The organism is Citrobacter amalonaticus (genome assembly GCF_037053465.1).
Classification (GTDB): domain Bacteria; phylum Pseudomonadota; class Gammaproteobacteria; order Enterobacterales; family Enterobacteriaceae; genus Citrobacter_A; species Citrobacter_A amalonaticus_H.
The window spans coordinates 286,994-305,606 of record NZ_JBALIF010000002.1 but is presented as its reverse complement, the minus strand read 5'-3'; the positions used below and the strand labels follow the sequence as shown (position 1 = coordinate 305,606).

General features: G+C 53.2%; 18 protein-coding genes, 5 tRNA genes and 1 other RNA gene. 14 read left to right on the top strand and 10 right to left on the bottom strand.

Annotation, left to right across the window (positions count from 1 at the left end; genetic code table 11):
* Nucleotides 1-4 precede the first annotated feature (4 nt).
* From cpoB to pnuC, 9 genes are all read left to right on the top strand, one after another.
* Nucleotides 5-796, top strand: a complete 792-nt coding sequence (gene cpoB, locus WB371_RS04255) for a cell division protein CpoB (protein WP_336218872.1) — start codon at nt 5-7, stop codon at nt 794-796.
* Nucleotides 797-960: 164 nt separating this feature from the next.
* A tRNA-Lys gene (locus WB371_RS04250) sits at nt 961-1,036 on the top strand.
* A 136-nt stretch (nt 1,037-1,172) separates the two neighbouring features.
* Nucleotides 1,173-1,248: transfer RNA gene (locus tag WB371_RS04245), tRNA-Val, on the top strand.
* 3 nt (nt 1,249-1,251) lie between these two features.
* Nucleotides 1,252-1,327: transfer RNA gene (locus WB371_RS04240), tRNA-Lys, on the top strand.
* 158 nt (nt 1,328-1,485) lie between these two features.
* Nucleotides 1,486-1,561: transfer RNA gene (locus WB371_RS04235), tRNA-Lys, on the top strand.
* 45 nt (nt 1,562-1,606) lie between these two features.
* Nucleotides 1,607-1,682 (top strand) — tRNA-Lys (locus tag WB371_RS04230).
* 22 nt (nt 1,683-1,704) lie between these two features.
* A non-coding RNA gene (locus tag WB371_RS04225) (RtT sRNA) lies at nt 1,705-1,840 on the top strand.
* Between the two features lie 299 nt (nt 1,841-2,139).
* Complete coding sequence (nadA, locus tag WB371_RS04220) at nt 2,140-3,183, top strand: quinolinate synthase NadA (protein WP_336218871.1); 1,044 nt, start codon at nt 2,140-2,142, stop codon at nt 3,181-3,183.
* 25 nt (nt 3,184-3,208) lie between these two features.
* Entirely contained in the window at nt 3,209-3,928 is a 720-nt protein-coding gene (gene pnuC, locus WB371_RS04215; protein WP_336218870.1) for a nicotinamide riboside transporter PnuC, read from the top strand.
* On the opposite strand, the gene zitB is transcribed toward pnuC, so the two are convergent.
* Nucleotides 3,925-4,866, bottom strand: a complete 942-nt coding sequence (zitB, locus tag WB371_RS04210) for a CDF family zinc transporter ZitB (protein WP_336218869.1) — start codon at nt 4,864-4,866, stop codon at nt 3,925-3,927. The genes pnuC and zitB overlap by 4 nt on opposite strands.
* A gap of 111 nt (nt 4,867-4,977) precedes the next feature.
* Entirely contained in the window at nt 4,978-5,352 is a 375-nt protein-coding gene (locus WB371_RS04205) for a YbgS-like family protein (RefSeq protein ID WP_336218868.1), read from the bottom strand.
* Between the two features lie 317 nt (nt 5,353-5,669).
* Between WB371_RS04205 and aroG the strand changes: the two genes are divergently transcribed.
* Nucleotides 5,670-6,722, top strand: coding sequence for a 3-deoxy-7-phosphoheptulonate synthase AroG (gene aroG, locus WB371_RS04200; protein ID WP_336218867.1), 1,053 nt, complete (start codon nt 5,670-5,672; stop codon nt 6,720-6,722).
* A 59-nt stretch (nt 6,723-6,781) separates the two neighbouring features.
* Here the strand turns inward: aroG and gpmA are convergent, their stop codons facing one another.
* The 7 genes from gpmA to modE form a co-directional block, all read right to left on the bottom strand.
* Nucleotides 6,782-7,534: a 2,3-diphosphoglycerate-dependent phosphoglycerate mutase gene (gpmA, locus tag WB371_RS04195; protein ID WP_336218866.1), complete on the bottom strand. Its 753-nt coding sequence runs from the start codon at nt 7,532-7,534 to the stop codon at nt 6,782-6,784.
* A 220-nt stretch (nt 7,535-7,754) separates the two neighbouring features.
* Entirely contained in the window at nt 7,755-8,795 is a 1,041-nt protein-coding gene (gene galM / locus WB371_RS04190) for a galactose-1-epimerase (RefSeq protein WP_336218865.1), read from the bottom strand.
* Nucleotides 8,789-9,937, bottom strand: a complete 1,149-nt coding sequence (gene galK, locus WB371_RS04185; protein ID WP_336218864.1) for a galactokinase — start codon at nt 9,935-9,937, stop codon at nt 8,789-8,791. The genes galM and galK overlap by 7 nt, the downstream gene beginning before the upstream one ends.
* A gap of 2 nt (nt 9,938-9,939) precedes the next feature.
* On the bottom strand, nt 9,940-10,986 hold the full coding sequence (gene galT / locus WB371_RS04180; protein WP_336218863.1) for a galactose-1-phosphate uridylyltransferase: 1,047 nt from the start codon (nt 10,984-10,986) through the stop codon (nt 9,940-9,942).
* A 9-nt stretch (nt 10,987-10,995) separates the two neighbouring features.
* Complete coding sequence (galE, locus tag WB371_RS04175) at nt 10,996-12,012, bottom strand: UDP-glucose 4-epimerase GalE (protein WP_336218862.1); 1,017 nt, start codon at nt 12,010-12,012, stop codon at nt 10,996-10,998.
* Nucleotides 12,013-12,218: 206 nt separating this feature from the next.
* Entirely contained in the window at nt 12,219-13,691 is a 1,473-nt protein-coding gene (gene modF, locus WB371_RS04170; RefSeq protein WP_336218861.1) for a molybdate ABC transporter ATP-binding protein ModF, read from the bottom strand.
* Between the two features lie 158 nt (nt 13,692-13,849).
* Entirely contained in the window at nt 13,850-14,638 is a 789-nt protein-coding gene (gene modE / locus WB371_RS04165; RefSeq protein WP_336218860.1) for a molybdenum-dependent transcriptional regulator, read from the bottom strand.
* Between the two features lie 128 nt (nt 14,639-14,766).
* Between modE and WB371_RS04160 the strand changes: the two genes are divergently transcribed.
* The 4 genes from WB371_RS04160 (at nt 14,767) to modC (ending at nt 17,647) form a co-directional block, all read left to right on the top strand.
* A complete protein-coding gene (locus tag WB371_RS04160; RefSeq protein WP_003023026.1) occupies nt 14,767-14,916 on the top strand; it encodes an AcrZ family multidrug efflux pump-associated protein in 150 nt (49 codons plus the stop codon).
* Between the two features lie 207 nt (nt 14,917-15,123).
* Nucleotides 15,124-15,900 (top strand): molybdate ABC transporter substrate-binding protein, encoded by a 777-nt coding sequence (modA, locus tag WB371_RS04155; protein ID WP_336218859.1) that lies wholly within the window; start codon nt 15,124-15,126, stop codon nt 15,898-15,900.
* Entirely contained in the window at nt 15,897-16,586 is a 690-nt protein-coding gene (modB, locus tag WB371_RS04150; protein WP_336218858.1) for a molybdate ABC transporter permease subunit, read from the top strand. Before modA ends, modB begins: the two co-directional genes overlap by 4 nt.
* 2 nt (nt 16,587-16,588) lie before the next feature.
* A complete protein-coding gene (modC, locus tag WB371_RS04145) occupies nt 16,589-17,647 on the top strand; it encodes a molybdenum ABC transporter ATP-binding protein ModC (RefSeq protein ID WP_336218857.1) in 1,059 nt (352 codons plus the stop codon).
* On the opposite strand, the gene WB371_RS04140 is transcribed toward modC, so the two are convergent.
* Nucleotides 17,648-18,466 carry a pyridoxal phosphatase gene (locus WB371_RS04140; protein WP_336218856.1) on the bottom strand — a complete coding sequence of 273 codons (819 nt, stop codon included), beginning with the start codon at nt 18,464-18,466 and terminating at the stop codon, nt 17,648-17,650.
* Nucleotides 18,467-18,613 lie beyond the last annotated feature (147 nt).

Here is an 18,613-nt window from a genome sequence, read left to right as displayed (position 1 = left end):
TTGCATGAGCAGTAACTTCAGACATCATCTGATGAGTCTGTCGTTACTGGTTGGCATAGCGGCCCCCTGGGCCGCTTTTGCTCAGGCGCCAATCAGTAGTGTCGGCTCAGGCTCGGTCGAAGACCGTGTCACTCAACTTGAGCGTATTTCTAATGCTCACAGCCAGCTTTTAACTCAGCTCCAACAACAGCTCTCTGATAATCAGGCCGATATTGATTCCCTGCGCGGTCAAATCCAGGAAAGTCAGTATCAGTTGAATCAGGTGGTTGAACGCCAGAAGCAGATCCTGCTGCAGATGGATAGCCTGAGTAGCGGCGGTGCTGCGCAGTCTGCGAGCGGCGATCAGAGCGGTGCGGCAACAGGCGCTACTGCTGCTGCGCCTGACGCAGGTGCTGCGACCTCCGGCGCGCCAGTACAAAGCGGTGATGCTAATACCGATTACAATGCGGCAATTGCCCTCGTGCAGGATAAATCCCGGCAGGATGATGCGATTGTGGCCTTTCAGAATTTCGTCAAAAAATACCCGGATTCCACTTATCAGCCGAATGCCAATTATTGGCTCGGACAGTTGAATTACAACAAGGGTAAAAAAGATGACGCCGCGTTTTATTTTGCATCTGTAGTGAAGAATTACCCGAAGTCTCCAAAGGCTGCAGACGCGATGTATAAAGTCGGTGTCATCATGCAGGACAAAGGCGACACCGCGAAAGCGAAAGCCGTATATCAGCAGGTTATCAGCAAATATCCTGGCACCGAAGGTGCGAAGCAAGCGCAAAAACGTCTTGGCGCAATGTAATGCACACCATGCGACCAGAAATCGAATTATTTCTGGTCGCGTCGTGTGATTCCTAAGCAGTTGAGTGATCTATATCGAAATTTTAGTTGCGCTGAAATCTGAAATCAGTAATATATGCCGCCGTTGCCACGGGATATCAAACAAACCGAAAGCAGCACAATAGTGGGTCGTTAGCTCAGTTGGTAGAGCAGTTGACTTTTAATCAATTGGTCGCAGGTTCGAATCCTGCACGACCCACCAATCGTTACGGTGGAAAGCGGTAGTAAAACGTAAAGGATAACGTTGCGTCAGCAACGGCCCGTATAGGGCGAGGCGAAGCCGAGTCATCCTGCACGACCCACCACTTCAGATGGAAACATCTTACCAGCGCAGTATCGGGTGATTAGCTCAGCTGGGAGAGCACCTCCCTTACAAGGAGGGGGTCGGCGGTTCGATCCCGTCATCACCCACCACTTGGGTCGTTAGCTCAGTTGGTAGAGCAGTTGACTTTTAATCAATTGGTCGCAGGTTCGAATCCTGCACGACCCACCAATTTAACATCAAATTCAGATGTTAAACGTGAAGGATAATGTTGCTTCAGCAACGGCCCGAAGGGTGAGGCAAAGCCGGGTCATCCTGCACGACCCACCAATTTAATTCTAAATATCGAATTGGTGCCGAGTAAAAAATCTTTCAGGTAACACCCGAATGGGGCGTTAGCTCAGTTGGTAGAGCAGTTGACTTTTAATCAATTGGTCGCAGGTTCGAATCCTGCACGCCCCACCAATATAAAAGTGGGTTCCTGAAAAGAATAAAGCAGTAAACCCATATGGGTCGTTAGCTCAGTTGGTAGAGCAGTTGACTTTTAATCAATTGGTCGCAGGTTCGAATCCTGCACGACCCACCAGTGTAAAAAGGCGCCCTAAAGGCGCCTTTTTGCTATGCGCAGAAATTAACGATTCGAACCTGCAGCAGGTTCGGGTCTCACGCAGTGAGACAACGGAGCCGCTGGCGGCGACGGCCCGAAGGGCGAGGCGAAGCCGAGTCATCCTGCACGACCCACCAGTGTAAAAGAGGGCGCTGGCGGCGCCTTTTTGCTATGCGCAGAATGTAACGTTCGAACCTGTGTCACGCCTGATGGCGCTTCGCTTATCAGGCCTACAATGATTGATCTGGTCAATGACTACGCCTTTGTAGGCCGGATAAGACGTCAGTCGCCATCCGGCATGAACAAGCGCAATTGTTGTGACTTTTATCGCCTTATCCGCTATCTTGTTTAGCATATAAAACAAATATAACCGATCTCAGCGTGCATCACGCTTTAAGTCGGTTATTTCGTTAAGCCAGTAAAACGAGAAAGCATAATGAGCGTGATGTTTGACCCCGAAGCCGCAATCTATCCATTTCCGCCGAAGCCTGTACCGTTGAGCGCGGATGAAAAAACGTTCTACCGCGAAAAAATCAAGCGACTTCTGAAAGAGCGCGATGCGGTGATGGTTGCCCACTATTACACCGACCCGGAAATTCAGCAACTGGCGGAAGAAACCGGTGGGTGCATTTCTGACTCACTGGAAATGGCCCGCTTTGGCGCAAATCATTCCGCCTCTACACTGCTGGTGGCAGGGGTACGCTTTATGGGGGAAACAGCCAAAATTCTCAGCCCGGAAAAAACCATTTTAATGCCGACCTTAGCGGCTGAATGTTCGTTAGATCTCGGCTGTCCGATTGAGGCATTCAGCGCGTTTTGCGATGCGCATCCTGACCGCACGGTTGTGGTTTACGCAAATACCTCTGCGGCAGTTAAAGCGCGAGCGGACTGGGTGGTAACCTCCAGTATCGCTGTGGAACTGATTGAGCATCTGGATAGTTTGGGTGAAAAAATCCTCTGGGCGCCGGATCGTCATCTCGGAAAGTATGTGCAAAAGCAGACGGGGGCGGATGTCCTTTGCTGGCAGGGGGCGTGCATCGTCCATGACGAGTTCAAAACACAGGCGCTAAGTCGCATGAAAGGTCTGTACCCGGACGCTGCGATCCTGGTACACCCGGAATCACCGCAGGCGATAGTGGATATGGCCGATGCTGTCGGCTCCACCAGTCAACTCATTAATGCTGCAAAAACGCTGCCGCATCAGCAGCTTATTGTTGCCACCGACCGGGGTATTTTCTATAAAATGCAGCAGGCGGTACCGGGGAAAGAGCTGCTGGAAGCGCCTACCGCCGGAGAAGGTGCCGCTTGCCGCAGCTGCGCGCACTGTCCGTGGATGGCAATGAACGGCCTCAAAGCAATTGCTGAGGGGCTGGAACAGGGTGGACAGGCCCATGAGATACATGTTGATGAAGCGCTGCGAGAAGGCGCATTAGTGCCGTTAAACCGGATGCTGGAATTTGCAGCTACACTACGTGCGTAGATAATCATACGCTCTGGGGGAAAAGATGGATTTTTTTAGCACGCAGAACATTCTGGTACATATTCCCATTGGTGCAGGGGGCTACGATCTGTCGTGGATTGAAGCGGTGGGCACCATCGCTGGATTGTTGTGCATTGGCCTGGCCAGCATGGAGAAGATAAGCAACTACGCTTTTGGCCTGATTAACGTCACGCTGTTTGCAATCATCTTTTTCCAGATTCAGCTCTACGCCAGCCTGCTGTTGCAGCTTTTTTTCTTTGCCGCCAACATCTACGGCTGGTATGCCTGGTCGCGGCAAACGTCGCAAAACGAAGCTGAACTGAAAATTCGCTGGTTGCCCTTACCCAAGGCACTGGGCTGGCTGGCGGGTTGTGTCGTGGCGATTGGCCTGATGACGGTGTATATCGATCCGGTGTTTGCGTTTCTGACGCGTATCGCGGTCACGATCATGCAGACGCTGGGGCTTCAGGTTGCCATACCTGAACTGCAGCCTGACGCGTTCCCGTTCTGGGATTCGTGCATGATGGTGCTGTCGATTGTCGCGATGATCCTGATGACGCGAAAATATGTGGAGAACTGGCTGCTGTGGGTGGTGATTAACGTAATCAGCGTGGTGATCTTTGCGCTACAGGGTGTTTATGCAATGTCACTGGAATATCTGATCCTGACTTTCATTGCCCTCAATGGCAGCCGGATGTGGATAAACAGCGCGCGCGAACGAGGTTCACACGCGCTATCCCATTAATGGTGATGATGGGTATGACCGGACACCTTCTGATTCAGATGGCAGTCCGGTCCGTGGCAGGGTTGATATTCCATCTGAATAGTGGCGTGTTCAATCTGGTAATGATCAATGAGAAAGTGCTGGATGTGCTCCAGTAGCGCATCGTGATCATGCGGTGGAATCACCTGCACATGCAGGGTCATGACCGGTTTTTCACCCACCATCCAGACATGCACGTGATGCACATTACGCACTTCAGGAATTTCCCGGCTGAGATGCCGCTGCAGTGCGGCGATATCCAGTGAAACCGGAGCACCTTCCAGTAATTCATTCACGCTGTCTTTCAATAAGCGCCACGCGCTGCGCAGTACCAGCAGTGAAACCAGTATCGAAAGAATTGGATCGGCCGGGGTCCAGCCAGTCCAGAGAATGATCAATGCGGCGAGAATAGCCCCGACGGAACCTAATAAATCCCCCATTACATGCAGGGCCGCCGCCCTGACGTTCAGGTTTTTCTCTTCGCTACCACGATGCAAAACCCAGAAAGCGACGATATTCGCCAGTAAACCGGCGACGGCGACGGTCATCATCAGTCCGCCAGCCACCGGACGGGGCGTATAGAAGCGCTCAATTGCCTCCCAGACGATTAAAATCGTAATCACGACCAATGCAATAGCATTGACGAAGGCGGCCAGTGTGGTGAGTCTCAGCCAGCCAAACGTGTGCCGGACCGTCGGAGGACGACGAGCAAACTGAACGGCCAGTAATGCGAACAATAGCGCTGCGGCGTCAGTCAACATATGTCCGGCATCGGCCAGCAATGCCAGAGAGCCGGATAAGAGCCCGCCGACCACCTCCAGTAACATGAAACCCGCTGTAATACAAAACGCAAAGAGCAGGCGTCGGGCATTGTTATCTTCTGGCAGTTGAGGGGTAGAGTGAGAGTGTGCGTGCACCATAATGTCATCCCTTAGTTATTCTCATCTTAACTGTATGACATCATACCGTTTTTGGGGTAATAAATTAAAAAGGAGAGCCTCGGCTCTCCCATAATCAGCCATCATTTCATTTTACTGAGTGGTGCCATCGGTTTTGGTATCAACGTCGTTATTAATGCCGTTACCGGTTTCCACTTTTTTGTTCACGTCCGGACAGCGGCCATCTTTACACATGGTGTTTTTATGCACCTCATCTTTGCTCATGTCATCGTGATTCATTGATGAGCCATCCGGATGCAGCATGGTGCCGCCTGAATTAATATTGCTGTTGTCGACATTATTCGGTGCCACATTTTCTTTCGCGTCCGGCGCGACTTGTCCGGCGTCTGCGGCGGCATTCGCCTGACCATTATTAGCCTCGGTGCTGGATTCGGCTGCCAGCGCTGCGCCGCTGGCAAGGCTGAGTGTGGCGGTCAGAAAAAGTGAAGCCAGATTTGTCATTTTCATAAAATGCTCCTGTTATGGTTGAGATGTCGGATAACGTCTTCCAACAGTGCATATGCCAGTCAAAGGGCCAGGCAATGGTTAAAGATCTCAGATGGGCGCATTTACCCAGTAGAGAATCTTGAAAAAATTCGTAAACAGGGTAGTTACAGTTAAAAATTGTAGGTTAGATCTCGTTTTTCGCTACATTCTGGCGTTTTTTGCCCGAATTCCAGGATTAATCCGTTCGAAGTGTAAAAGCCCGTTTACACTTTTAAATTGAAGAGATAGATTGAAGGGATTGCATTCATTTATATAAGTATGGCAACGCTGGAATAAACATGAATTATCAGAACGACGATTTACGTATTAAAGAGATCAACGAGTTATTACCTCCTGTCGCATTGCTGGAAAAATTCCCCGCTACAGAAAATGCCGCTAACACCGTCGCACATGCGCGTAAAGCGATTCATAAAATTTTAAAAGGGAGTGACGATCGCCTGCTGGTGGTGATTGGTCCATGCTCAATCCATGATCCTGTTGCCGCTAAAGAGTACGCGGGTCGTTTGCTGGCGCTGCGTGAAGAGTTAAAAGGCGAGCTGGAAATCGTCATGCGCGTCTACTTTGAAAAACCGCGCACCACCGTTGGCTGGAAAGGGCTTATCAACGATCCGCACATGGATAACAGCTTCCAGATTAATGATGGTCTGCGTATTGCGCGCAAACTGTTGCTGGAGATCAACGACAGCGGATTGCCGACTGCTGGTGAATTCCTCGATATGATCACCCCGCAGTATCTGGCGGATCTGATGAGCTGGGGCGCGATTGGCGCACGCACTACCGAATCTCAGGTTCACCGTGAGCTGGCATCCGGTCTCTCCTGTCCGGTCGGTTTTAAAAACGGGACAGACGGCACTATCAAAGTGGCGATTGACGCTATCAACGCTGCCGGTGCGGCGCACTGTTTCCTGTCAGTGACAAAATGGGGCCACTCAGCCATTGTGAACACCAGCGGTAACGGCGACTGCCATATCATCCTGCGCGGCGGCAAAGAGCCGAATTACAGCGCCGCACACGTCGCGGCGGTGAAAGAAGGCCTGGCAAAAGCGGGTTTGCCTGCGCAAATCATGATTGATTTCAGCCACGCCAACTCCTGTAAGCAGTTTAAAAAGCAGATGGACGTCGGGGCTGACGTATGCCAGCAAATTGCTAACGGCGAGACTGCGATCATGGGCGTAATGATTGAAAGTCATCTGGTCGAAGGCAATCAAAACCCGGACAGCGGTGAACCGCTGGTTTACGGTAAAAGCATCACCGATGCCTGCATTAACTGGGAAGACACTGACGTTATCCTCCGCCAGCTTGCGGCTGCGGTAAAAAGCCGCCGCGGATAATCCGGGCAAACAAAAAGGCCGACTCATTGAGTCGGCCTTTTTACATCAGAACAGAAAACTTATTTCGCTTTACCCTGGTTGGCGACGGCAGCCGCTTTCGCGGCGATCTCGTCAGCATTACCCAGATAGTAGCGTTTGATTGGCTTGAAGTTTTCGTCGAACTCATATACCAGCGGTACGCCGGTCGGAATGTTCAGTTCGAGGATCTCATCTTCGCTCAGGTTATCGAGATATTTCACCAGCGCACGCAGGGAGTTACCGTGCGCCGCGATGATCACGCGCTCACCGCTCTTCATACGCGGCAGAATGGTCTCGTTCCAGTAAGGAATGACGCGATCGATGGTTAGCGCAAGGCTTTCGGTCAGCGGCAGCTCTTTTTCGGTCAGTTTGGCATAGCGCGGATCGTGGCCCGGATAGCGCTCATCATCTTTCGTCAGCTCAGGCGGAGTGACTGCGAAACCACGACGCCACTGTTTCACCTGCTCGTCACCGTATTTCTCTGCGGTTTCCGCTTTGTTCAGACCCTGCAACGCACCGTAGTGACGTTCGTTCAGCTTCCAGGATTTCTCAACCGGCAGCCAGGCCTGATCCAGTTCATCGAGAACGTTCCACAGCGTGTGGATGGCACGTTTCAGCACAGAAGTATAAGCAAAATCAAAGCTATAGCCTTCCGCTTTCAGCAGCTTGCCTGCCGCTTTCGCTTCGCCTACGCCTTTCTCGGACAGGTCAACGTCGTACCAACCGGTGAAGCGGTTTTCATTATTCCACTGGCTTTCGCCATGGCGTACCAGAACCAGCTTAGTTACAGCCATACTCTCACTCCTCAAACTTTATCGAATGATAATAATTCTCATTATATTGCTGTGACAGGTCAGCAGCAATGCTTACGCATAACCATAGCGAAAATAGCGCGGCAGTGTAAGGTTCTTGTGAACTATGGGTTGCAATTTTGTCTTTGAGTGGTGGGGATTTGAGCAAAACAGATTCTGTAGGCCCGATAAGCTTGTGCCATCGGGCATGTTCCCTGTCACGTTAAACAGGAATAAAGCGATATTCCGTCACGCTGGCATACTCTTCGCCCGGCTGCAGAATGCAGTCTGGTTGCGGCCACTCCGGATGATTCGGGCTGTCTGGCAGGAATTCGCTTTCTAACGCCAGTCCCTGATAGTCGCTGTACACCTCAGGCCCGCGTGAAGGCGTGCCGCCGAGAAAGTTGCCGGAATAAAATTGTAGCGCCGGGGCAGAGGTGTAGACCTCCATGTGCAATTTTTCATCCGCAGACCACAGCAGCGCAACGGGCTTTTTGCTGTCGCCCTTTGCCTGTAACAGGAAAGCGTGATCGTAGCCCTTCACTTTACGCTGATCGTCATCGCTCAGAAACTCACTGGCGATCACTTTCGTGTGGCGGAAATCAAATGACGTTCCGGCGACAGATTTCAGACCCGCGCGCGGGATCCCGCCTTCATCAACCGGCAGATACTCATCAGCGAGGATTTGCAGCTTATGTTGACGTACATCGGTCTGATCGCCATCCAGATTAAAGTAGACGTGGTTGGTCAGATTCACCGGACACGGCTTATCAACCGTTGCGCGATAAGTAATCGAAATGCGATTGTCATCGGTCAGACGGTATTGCGCCGTGGCACCGAGGTTGCCCGGAAAACCTTGATCGCCATCGTCTGAGGTCAGGGCAAACAGCACCTGACGCTCATTCTGATTTACTATTTGCCAGCGACGCTTATCAAATCCATTCGGACCGCCGTGCAACTGGTTGACGCCCTGGCTCGGGTGCAGAGTGACCGTTTCACCGTTAAAGGTATAACGGCTGTCGGCGATCCGGTTAGCATAGCGACCAATGGACGCGCCAAGAAATGCGGCCTGATCCTGGTAATGCTCAGGACTGGCGCAGCCCAGCAGCGCTTCGCGAACACTGCCGTCAGAAAGCGGAATGCGAGCCGAGAGTAACGTAGCACCCCAGTCCATCAGCGTGACCACCATCCCTGCGCTGTTGCGCAGGGTTAACAGGCGGTACGGCTGACCATCGGGTGCCAGTGCGGGTGTTTCATTCAGCACTGTCCTGCTCCTTGTGATGGTTTGCACACATAGAATGTCTCTTTGATACCGGTTTTAGCTTCGTACTGTTCAGCTACAGCTTGCTGAACGGCAGGAACCAGATCTTCAGGGATTAATGCCACGACGCAGCCGCCAAATCCACCACCGGTCATGCGTACGCCGCCTTTATCACCAATGGTCTCCTTGACGATATCAACCAGCGTATCAATTTGCGGCACAGTGATTTCGAAGTCATCGCGCATTGAAGCATGCGATTCCGCCATCAGTTTACCCATTTGCTGCAAATCGCCTTTTTCCAGCGCGCCGGCGGCTTCAACAGTACGCGCATTCTCAGTTAACACGTGACGGACGCGTTTGGCAACCAGCGGGTCAAGCTCGTGCGCGACGGCGTTGAATTCATCCAGTGTGACATCACGCAATGCCGGTTGCTGGAAGAAGCGAGCGCCGGTTTCGCACTGCTGACGACGTGTGTTGTATTCACTGCCAACCAGCGTGCGCTTAAAGTTACTGTTGATAATCACAATCGCGACACCCTCTGGCATCGAGACCGCTTTTGTGCCGAGCGTGCGGCAGTCAATCAGCAGGGCATGGTCTTTTTTCCCCAGTGCGGAGATAAGCTGATCCATAATTCCGCAGTTACAGCCGACAAACTGGTTTTCTGCTTCCTGGCCGTTAAGCGCAATCTGCGCGCCATCCAGCGGCAGATGATAAAGCTGCTGGAAGACCGTACCAACCGCCACTTCCAGTGAGGCGGAAGAGCTCAGGCCCGCGCCCTGGGGAACGTTGCCGCTAATCACTAAATCCGCGCCGCCAAAGCTGCCGTCGCGTTTTTGCAGATGTTTCACCACCCCGCGAACATAGTTCGCCCATTGCAGACTGTCGTGCGTCACAATGGGGGCATCCAGCGAAAACTCATCCGTCTCATTGGCATAATCGGCGGCGACCACGCGCACTTTTCGATCGTCGCGGGCAGCACAACTGATGACAGTTTGATAATCAATGGCGCAGGGCAGTACAAAGCCGTCATTGTAATCGGTGTGTTCACCGATGAGATTGACGCGTCCTGGCGCCTGGATAGTGTGGGTGGCAGGGTAGCCGAAAGTTTCAGCAAACAGAGATTGTGTTTTCTCTTTCAGACTCATTTTTATACTCCGGATTCGCGAAAATGGATGTCGCTGACCGCGCGCAGACGTTCTGCCGCTTGTTCCGCTGTCAGGTCACGCTGGGTCTCTGCCAGCATTTCGTAGCCGACCATAAATTTACGCACGGTGGCGGAGCGCAATAAAGGCGGATAAAAGTGCGCGTGTAGCTGCCAGTGTGAGTTTTCTTCCCCGTTAAACGGCGCGCCGTGCCAGCCCATTGAATACGGGAAGGAGCACTTGAACAGATTGTCGTAACGACTGGTCAGCTTTTTCAACGCCAGCGCCAGGTCTGCGCGCTGTGCGTCGGTCAAATCGGTAATACGCAGGACATGCGCTTTCGGCAGCAGTAACGTTTCGAACGGCCACGCCGCCCAGTAGGGGACAACGGCCAGCCAGTGTTCGGTTTCGACGACCGTACGGCTACCGTCTGCCTGTTCACGCTTCACGTAGTCGACCAGCATGGGCGAGCCCTGTTCCGCGAACCAGGCTTTTTGTAAACGATCTTCGCGTTCGGCTTCATTGGGTAAGAAACTGTTGGCCCAAATCTGGCCGTGGGGATGGGGATTAGAGCATCCCATCGCTGCGCCTTTGTTCTCAAAAACCTGTACCCAGGGATACGTTTTGCCGAGTTCCGCCGTCTGTTCTTGCCAGGTTCTGACAATTTCCGTCAGTGCCGTGACGCTCAGTTCTGGCAGGGTTTTACTGTGATCGGGGGAGAAGCAAATGACGCGACTGGTGCCCCGCGCGCTCTGGCAACGCATCAGCGGATCATGGCTGTCCGGCGCGTCCGGGGTATCGGTCATCAGCGCAGCAAAGTCGTTGGTGAAGACAAACGTTCCTTTGTAGTCCGGGTTTTTGTCGCCCGTTACGCGGGTATTCCCCGCACACAGGAAGCAGTCCGGATCGTGTGCGGGCAACGCTTCGTTAGACGGGGTTTCCTGCGCCCCCTGCCAGGGGCGCTTAGCACGATGCGGTGACACCAGAACCCATTGTCCGGTGAGCAGATTAAAACGGCGATGTGGATGATCGACCGGGTTAAATTGACTCATGATCTTTCCTTAATCCGGATATCCCTGTGGATGACGTGACTGCCAGTGCCAGGTGTCCTGCGCCATCTCATCAAGGGTGCGTGTGACGCGCCAGTTCAGTTCGCGGTCGGCTTTGCTGGCATCTGCCCAGTAGGCAGGCAGGTCGCCATCACGGCGAGGGGCGAAATGGTAATTCACCGGTTTGCCGCAGGCTTTGCTGAAGGCATTGACCACATCCAGCACGCTGCTACCGACACCTGCGCCGAGGTTATAAATATGGACGCCTTGTTTACCGGCCAGTTTCTCCATGGCAGCAACGTGGCCGTCAGCGAGATCCATCACGTGGATATAGTCGCGCACGCCGGTGCCGTCTTCAGTAGGATAATCATTGCCAAAAATAGCCAGAGAATCGCGACGCCCTACCGCAACCTGAGCGATGTATGGCATCAGATTGTTTGGAATGCCCTGGGGATCTTCACCCATGTCGCCTGAGGGATGTGCGCCGACCGGATTGAAGTAGCGCAGCAACGCGATGCTCCACTCCGGCTGGGCTTTTTGCAGGTCGGTGAGGATCTGTTCGACCATCAGTTTGCTTTTACCATAAGGGCTTTGCGGGGTGCCGGTCGGGAAGCTTTCAACATAAGGAATTTTCGGCTGGTCGCCATAGACCGTAGCAGAAGAACTGAAAATCATGTTTTTGACGTTGGCGGCGCGCATGGCGCTGATGAGTCGCAGCGTCCCGTTGACGTTGTTGTCATAGTATTCCAGCGGCTTTGCGACAGATTCGCCGACGGCTTTCAGTCCGGCAAAATGGATGACGGTGTCAATCGCGTGATCGTGCAGGATCTCGGTCATCAGCGCTTCGTTGCGGATATCCCCTTTGACAAACGTCGGATGCTTACCGCTCAGACGTTCGATAACGGGAAGTACACTGCGCTTGCTGTTACAGAGGTTATCAAGGATGACAACATCATGACCGTTTTTCAGTAACTGCACACAAGTATGGCTTCCTATGTAACCGCTACCACCGGTGACCAGAACTCTCATATTTCGCTCCGTTAAGCTTATGGTATGGAATAAACATAGCATAACAAAGATGCGAAAAGTGTGACATGGAATAAATTAGTGGAATCGTTTACACTCACGATTTTCCATAATTATACTCCAATAATTCGATTGTAAATCATAAACATCGACTATGGTTGCGCCTATTATCCGAAAAAAAAGGGCGCTTTCGCGCCCACGGATGAAAACTAACGCAGTCGGGTTTGCTGATAGGTATAGGTCTCGTGATGGGGAACAAATGCCAGGCGATGAGTAATGCAGGCCGGGGCGTCCTCAGCGTGATGGGAAACAAAGAGTAACTGGGTATCGCCTTCGCTTATCAGCACATCGACAAAACGGCGAATGAGCTGGCGATTCAGCGGGTCCAGCCCCTGCAAAGGTTCATCCAGAATCAGCAGCGTCGGGTGCTTCACCAGCGCACGGGCAATCAGCGCCAGCCGTTGTTGTCCCCAGGAGAGACTCTGAAACGGCGCGTCAGCGGTACGTTTATCGATCCCCAGAATATCCAGCCATTGCTGGGCGAGCTTTTGCTGGCGATCCGATACGGCCTGATAGATCCCGATGGAGTCGAAGTAGCCCGAGAGAATCACATTGCGCACCGTGGTGCTTACCCGATAGTCGAGATGCAGGCTACTGCTGACGTAACCAATGTGTTTTTTGATATCCCAGATGGTTTCTCCACTACCGCGACGGCGGCCAAACAATGTCAAATCGTTGCTGTAACCCTGTGGATGGTCGCCGGTTATCAGGCTGAGTAGCGTTGATTTACCTGCCCCGTTGGGGCCGACAATCTGCCAGTGTTCACCAGGATTCACCTGCCAGCTCAGATGATCGAGAATGGGGCGATCGTTATATGACACGACGCCGTCTTTGAGGATAATTCGTGGTGAATGGGCAGGCAGAAGGGGACGGGCGGCGGGTTCGTCCGGTTCGGGCAAGGTCACACCTGCCAGCCGTTCGCTGTGGGCCAGTTGCGCAATCAGTGCCTGCTGTAATAAACCGGTTTTCGCGCCGGTCTGCGTTAACGTGCAGTCGACCAGGACACCGGCATACCCGACAAACGGCGGAATTTCATCAAAACGGTTGAGCACCAGAACCAGGGTGATCCCGGACTGATGCAGCTTTTCAAGCAGTGTGGCCAGGTGCTGGCGGGAATCGACATCCAGTCCGTCAAAGGGTTCATCGAGAATCAGCAGATCCGGCTCAGACATCAGCGCCTGGCAGAGCAACGTTTTGCGCGTTTCGCCGGTCGAAAGATATTTAAAGCGACGATCGAGAAGAGGTGTAATGCCAAACTGCTGCGCCAGGAGGGCACAGCGCGAGGGATCTTTTATCTCATCCTGAATAATTTCAGCCGTGGTTCGCCCGGTATCTTCTTCACCGGGACTAAGCATATCGGTGTTATTGCGCTGCCATTCATCGCTGACCAGTTTTTGCAGTTGTTCAAATGAGAGCCGGGTGATGCGGGAAAATTCGCACTGGCGTTCGCCTTTGAGCAGCGGTAATTCGCCCGCCAGCGCACGAGCCAGCGCCGATTTTCCGCTTCCGTTAGACCCCACAAACGCCCAGCTCTCACCCGCATGTAATACAACGGAATCCAGTTGCAGCGTTTTTGTGTCGCTAAGACGAAACGTGCCTTGCGAAATATGCAACGATGACATTTTATATCCCATTTTGTGCAGCGATGAATAACAGGGATACGTGTTCCGCGGGGGAATGTCAATGCAGTTTGTTGCCGGATGGCGGCGAAGGGGGCTTATCCAGCCTGCACGCTGGCGGGCCTGATCAGCGCAGCGCCATCAGGCTGTGTGCGGCGCGGTCAGCACAGCGTTGCGATAATCACCCGGTCAGCGTTGAAATACGCTGTGACGTTTGCACCTTCTGTTAGCGTTGCTGCATTTTCTGACGGCACCGTAGCGCACAGCGTCTGACCATCCGGTAGCGTCATCAGCACTTCGCATTGTTCCGCTCCACGTTCAATATGCCTGATAACGCCCTGCAACTGGTTATCAGCCGTTTGGGCAATAGCGTCGTCCTGGGTGAGCCCTACCCACGGCGCTTTCAACAGAACGAGGACTTCTTTACCCTCAACAAGTCCCAGACGTTCGCCGCTCTGGGCGGTAATGGCAACTTTTAGCCGCGTCTCGCCATCCGCGAGTAGCACATCGACATGCTGCTGCACCCGATCGCAATCGCGTGCGGTAATCGTCCCAAACCACTGATTTCGGGCGCTGGTTTGCAGGGAGAAGCGGGAAATAGCCGCTAACAAACTGTTGAGTGGTACGGCATCATCGTCGCTCAGCACATCGAACGCTTTTTGCTGAATTTTCGCCAGCAGATCGTAGAGCTGGATCAGGCGCTGCCCGTAGCGGGTCAATACTGCGCCGCCGCCGCCTTTGCCCCCTGTCGCGCGTTCGACCAGCGTCTGTTCGCTGAGCTGATTCATCTCGTTGATGGCATCCCAGGCGCTCTTATAGCTGATGCCAGCGTCTTTCGCGCCCTGACTAATGGAGCCGGAAAGCGCAATATGTTTGAGCAAAGAGATGCGTCGGGGATCGGCAAACAGTTTTTGCTGAAGCTTGAGGGTAAGGAGGATTTCGGCTTGCATAACACGATCCTGGCAAAAGGGTTATTGTGACGGAAAATGACCGGGAGGCAAAGACGACCGCACAAAAGGGGAGTGCTTTTCTCCATGATGTGGTTAGAATACATGAAGGACTATATCAGGAGTTGACCATGTTAGAGTTATTAAAAAGTCTGGTATTCGCCGTAATCATGGTACCTGTGGTGATGGCCATCATCCTGGGACTGATTTACGGACTCGGAGAAGTGTTCAACATTTTCTCCGGCATCGGCCAGAAAGACCAGTCCAGACAGAATCATTGATTTCAGAACGCCCGTTTTGCCGGGCGTTTATCTTTTTCACCCGCCGCTTTTGCTCACCAAATCCGTCACGGATCGTTTCTCAAGTTCCCGCCATTTCTGCCGATATTTTCGTAACCTAACCTTTATGAGGTAGCAATAACTGCTGGGAAAGTCGTTGCTTTGTCGTTATATTTAAAAATACATAACGAAACTCAAAAGGAGTTACCGATGGCTCGTCGCGGGTTACACTTGTTTGCAGGGGCAACATTATTGTTGACGGTTGCCGGACATGCGCTGGCGGAGGAAGGAAAAATTACGGTATTTGCCGCAGCGTCACTGACGAATGCCCTGCAGGATATCGCAACAGCGTATAAAAAAGAGAAGAATGTGGATGTCGTCTCCTCTTTTGCCTCTTCTTCCACACTGGCTCACCAGATCGAAGCCGGTGCGCCAGCGGATCTGTTTATTTCCGCCGATCAGAAATGGATGGATTACGCGGAAGAGAAGAAGTCGATTGATAGAGCATCGCGCCAGACGCTTTTAGGCAACAGCCTCGTGGTGGTTGCGCCAAAGGGCAGTGAACAGAAAGCATTTACACCCGACAGCAAAACCAACTGGACGGCGCTACTTAACGGTGGACGTCTGGCTGTCGGCGATCCGGATCACGTTCCGGCAGGGATCTACGCAAAAGAAGCGCTGCAAAAACTGGGAACCTGGGAAATGCTGTCATCCAAACTGGCACCTGCGGAAGATGTGCGTGGCGCGCTGGCGCTGGTAGAACGTAACGAAGCCCCGCTGGGGATTGTCTATGGTTCTGACGCTGTTGCCAGTAAAGGGGTTCACGTCGTGGCCACTTTCCCGGAAGATTCACACAAAAAAGTGGAATACCCCATCGCGATTGTTGATGGGCATAAAAACGCCACGGTCAACGCGTTCTATGATTACCTGAAAGGACCGCAGGCCGCTGAAATCTTTAAACGTTACGGATTTACACCCCGCCAATGATATTGACCGACCCCGAATGGCAGGCCGTTTTTCTGAGCCTGAAAGTGTCCTCCCTGGCTGTGCTGTTTAGCCTGCCGTTTGGGATCTTCTTTGCCTGGTTACTGGTGCGCTGCACTTTTCCAGGCAAAGCGTTGCTCGACAGCGTGCTGCATTTGCCGCTGGTGCTGCCGCCAGTGGTGGTCGGTTATCTGTTACTGGTCTCGATGGGACGACGTGGATTTATCGGCCAGTGGCTCTATGACTGGTTCGGCATTACCTTTGCGTTTAGCTGGCGTGGCGCGGTACTGGCGGCGGCAGTGATGTCGTTCCCGCTGATGGTTCGCGCCATTCGACTGGCGCTGGAGGGCGTGGACATTAAGCTGGAACACGCGGCCCGTACGCTGGGAGCCGGGCGCTGGCGCGTCTTCTTGACCATTACTTTACCGCTGACGTTGCCGGGTATAATTGTCGGCACGGTACTGGCGTTTGCCCGATCGCTTGGCGAGTTTGGCGCAACAATTACCTTTGTTTCCAATATTCCCGGCGAAACGCGCACCCTCCCTTCGGCTATGTACACCCTAATCCAGACGCCGGGGGGCGAAAGCGCGGCGGCGCGACTGTGCCTGATCTCCATCGTTCTGGCGCTGATTTCACTGTTAATCTCTGAATGGCTGGCGCGAATCAGCCGTGAACGGACGGGGCGATAATCATGCTGGAACTCCATTTCTCCCAGACGTTGGGCACGCACTGCCTGACGCTGAACGAAACGCTTCCCGCCAACGGTATCACCGCGATTTTCGGCGTTTCGGGCGCCGGGAAAACCTCGCTCATCAATGCGATCAGTGGCCTGACGCGTCCGCAAAAAGGGCGCATCGTCCTTAATGGGCGGGTGTTGAATGATGCGGAAAACGGCATTTGTCTGACTCCGGAAAAACGCCGCGTGGGTTACGTATTTCAGGATGCGCGACTGTTTCCGCACTATAAGGTGCGCGGCAATCTGCGCTACGGCATGGCGAAAAGCATGGCCGGGCAGTTTGACAAGCTGGTGGCGTTGCTGGGCATCGAAGCACTGCTCGACCGGTTGCCGGGCGATCTTTCCGGCGGGGAGAAACAGCGAGTGGCGATTGGCCGGGCGCTCCTGACCGCGCCGGAACTGTTGTTGCTTGACGAACCGCTCGCTTCGTTGGATATTCCGCGCAAGCGCGAATTGTTGCCTTATCTGCAACGGCTGGCGCGGGAAATTCATATTCCGATGCTCTATGTCAGCCACTCACTCGATGAAATTCTCCATCTGGCGGATAACGTGATGGTGCTGGAAGAGGGGCGGGTCAAGGCGTTTGGCGCACTGGAAGAGGTCTGGAGCAGCAGCGCGATGCATCCGTGGCTACCGAAAGAGCAGCAGAGCAGCATACTGAAGGTGAGCGTACTGGAGCATCATCCGCATTATGCAATGACCGCGCTGGCGCTTGGCGATCAGCATTTGTGGGTCAATAAGCTCAACGTGCCTCTGCAAGCTTCACTGCGTATCCGCATTCAGGCGTCAGATGTCTCATTAGTTTTACAGCCGCCGCAACAAACCAGTATCCGTAACATCCTGCGGGCGAAAGTCGCGCATTGCTACGACGATAATGGGCAGGTGGAAGTTCAGCTTGAGGTGGGGGGCAAAACGCTGTGGGCGCGGATCAGTCCGTGGGCCAGGGATGAACTAGGAATCAAACCTGGCCTCTGGCTGTTCGCTCAGGTTAAGAGTGTGTCGATCACCGCCTGATTACAACAGGTGGGTGTAGATAAATTTCGCAATACTGTCGGTGGTGTTATCGCCAATGACCACGTTGGCGCGTGCTTTGATGGCATCATCGGCATTACCCATTGCCACGCCGGTTCCGGCGGCTTCCAGCATGCTGATATCGTTGTAGTTATCACCGAATGCTACCACATTTTCCATTGACCACCCCTGAGATTCGACCCACTGCGTCAGGCGTTTTCCTTTGCTGTTGCCCTGACGGGCGATATCAACCTGATCGTGCCAGGACCATTCGCACTCAAGGCCCAGTTGCTGCTCTACATGTTTGCCAAACTGCTGCAATTTGGGAATATCTTCATCCGTCAGGGCGAATTTCCAGACCGCATTGACGTCGCGAGCTGCCTGCGCCAGCGACGGCACCTGGGTGAACACCGGGCGTTGCTCCGGCGGCAGGGTTTGCGCCCAGTTCGATGTGCGAATGACATGACCGGTCGGGCGTTCATACAGCATGGCGTCATCGACATACATCAGGCCATGAACCTGATGCGCTTCCAGCAGCGTAATAAGCTGCAATGCCTGGTCAACCGGCAGCGGATCGGCCTCAAGCACACGTTTTGCATGATAATCATACAAATAAGTGCCATTACAGCAAATTGCAGGTGTATCCAGCGCCAGTGCCTGATAAAAAGGATGAATCGCGACGTGATGACGCCCGGTGACGATGATAAGTTGATAACCTGCCTGACGGGCACGCGACAGTGCCTCCAGTGAAGAGGGAAGCAGGGTCTTTTTGGGGGTCAACAGGGTTCCATCTAAATCCAGGGCAATCACGCGAGTGGTCATAACGATATCCAGAGTAGCATTGATAATTTTGTCTGCCTGAATGGTACACCGGGACGGGGAGCGGACAAAATTCTGAGCGCTGATTCAGCATTCACCGTTAAAAGCGACTACGTTAAGCTGTATTCCCTTATTGCAGCCAGTGGCCTA

Bases quoted from the DNA above. Each gene is read 5' to 3' on its own strand.
- nadA (WP_336218871.1), top strand. From the start codon at position 2,140: ATGAGCGTGATGTTTGACCCCGAAGCCGCAATCTATCCATTTCCGCCG.
- modE (WP_336218860.1), bottom strand. From the start codon at position 14,638: ATGCAAGCCGAAATCCTCCTTACCCTCAAGCTTCAGCAAAAACTGTTT.
- WB371_RS04140 (WP_336218856.1), bottom strand. From the start codon at position 18,466: ATGACCACTCGCGTGATTGCCCTGGATTTAGATGGAACCCTGTTGACC.
- WB371_RS04160 (WP_003023026.1), top strand. From the start codon at position 14,767: ATGTTAGAGTTATTAAAAAGTCTGGTATTCGCCGTAATCATGGTACCT.
- modF (WP_336218861.1), bottom strand. From the start codon at position 13,691: ATGTCATCGTTGCATATTTCGCAAGGCACGTTTCGTCTTAGCGACACA.
- zitB (WP_336218869.1), bottom strand. From the start codon at position 4,866: ATGGTGCACGCACACTCTCACTCTACCCCTCAACTGCCAGAAGATAAC.
- cpoB (WP_336218872.1), top strand. From the start codon at position 5: ATGAGCAGTAACTTCAGACATCATCTGATGAGTCTGTCGTTACTGGTT.
- modB (WP_336218858.1), top strand. From the start codon at position 15,897: ATGATATTGACCGACCCCGAATGGCAGGCCGTTTTTCTGAGCCTGAAA.
- galE (WP_336218862.1), bottom strand. From the start codon at position 12,012: ATGAGAGTTCTGGTCACCGGTGGTAGCGGTTACATAGGAAGCCATACT.
- modC (WP_336218857.1), top strand. From the start codon at position 16,589: ATGCTGGAACTCCATTTCTCCCAGACGTTGGGCACGCACTGCCTGACG.
- gpmA (WP_336218866.1), bottom strand. From the start codon at position 7,534: ATGGCTGTAACTAAGCTGGTTCTGGTACGCCATGGCGAAAGCCAGTGG.
- WB371_RS04205 (WP_336218868.1), bottom strand. From the start codon at position 5,352: ATGAAAATGACAAATCTGGCTTCACTTTTTCTGACCGCCACACTCAGC.
- aroG (WP_336218867.1), top strand. From the start codon at position 5,670: ATGAATTATCAGAACGACGATTTACGTATTAAAGAGATCAACGAGTTA.
- galK (WP_336218864.1), bottom strand. From the start codon at position 9,937: ATGAGTCTGAAAGAGAAAACACAATCTCTGTTTGCTGAAACTTTCGGC.
- galT (WP_336218863.1), bottom strand. From the start codon at position 10,986: ATGAGTCAATTTAACCCGGTCGATCATCCACATCGCCGTTTTAATCTG.
- modA (WP_336218859.1), top strand. From the start codon at position 15,124: ATGGCTCGTCGCGGGTTACACTTGTTTGCAGGGGCAACATTATTGTTG.
- pnuC (WP_336218870.1), top strand. From the start codon at position 3,209: ATGGATTTTTTTAGCACGCAGAACATTCTGGTACATATTCCCATTGGT.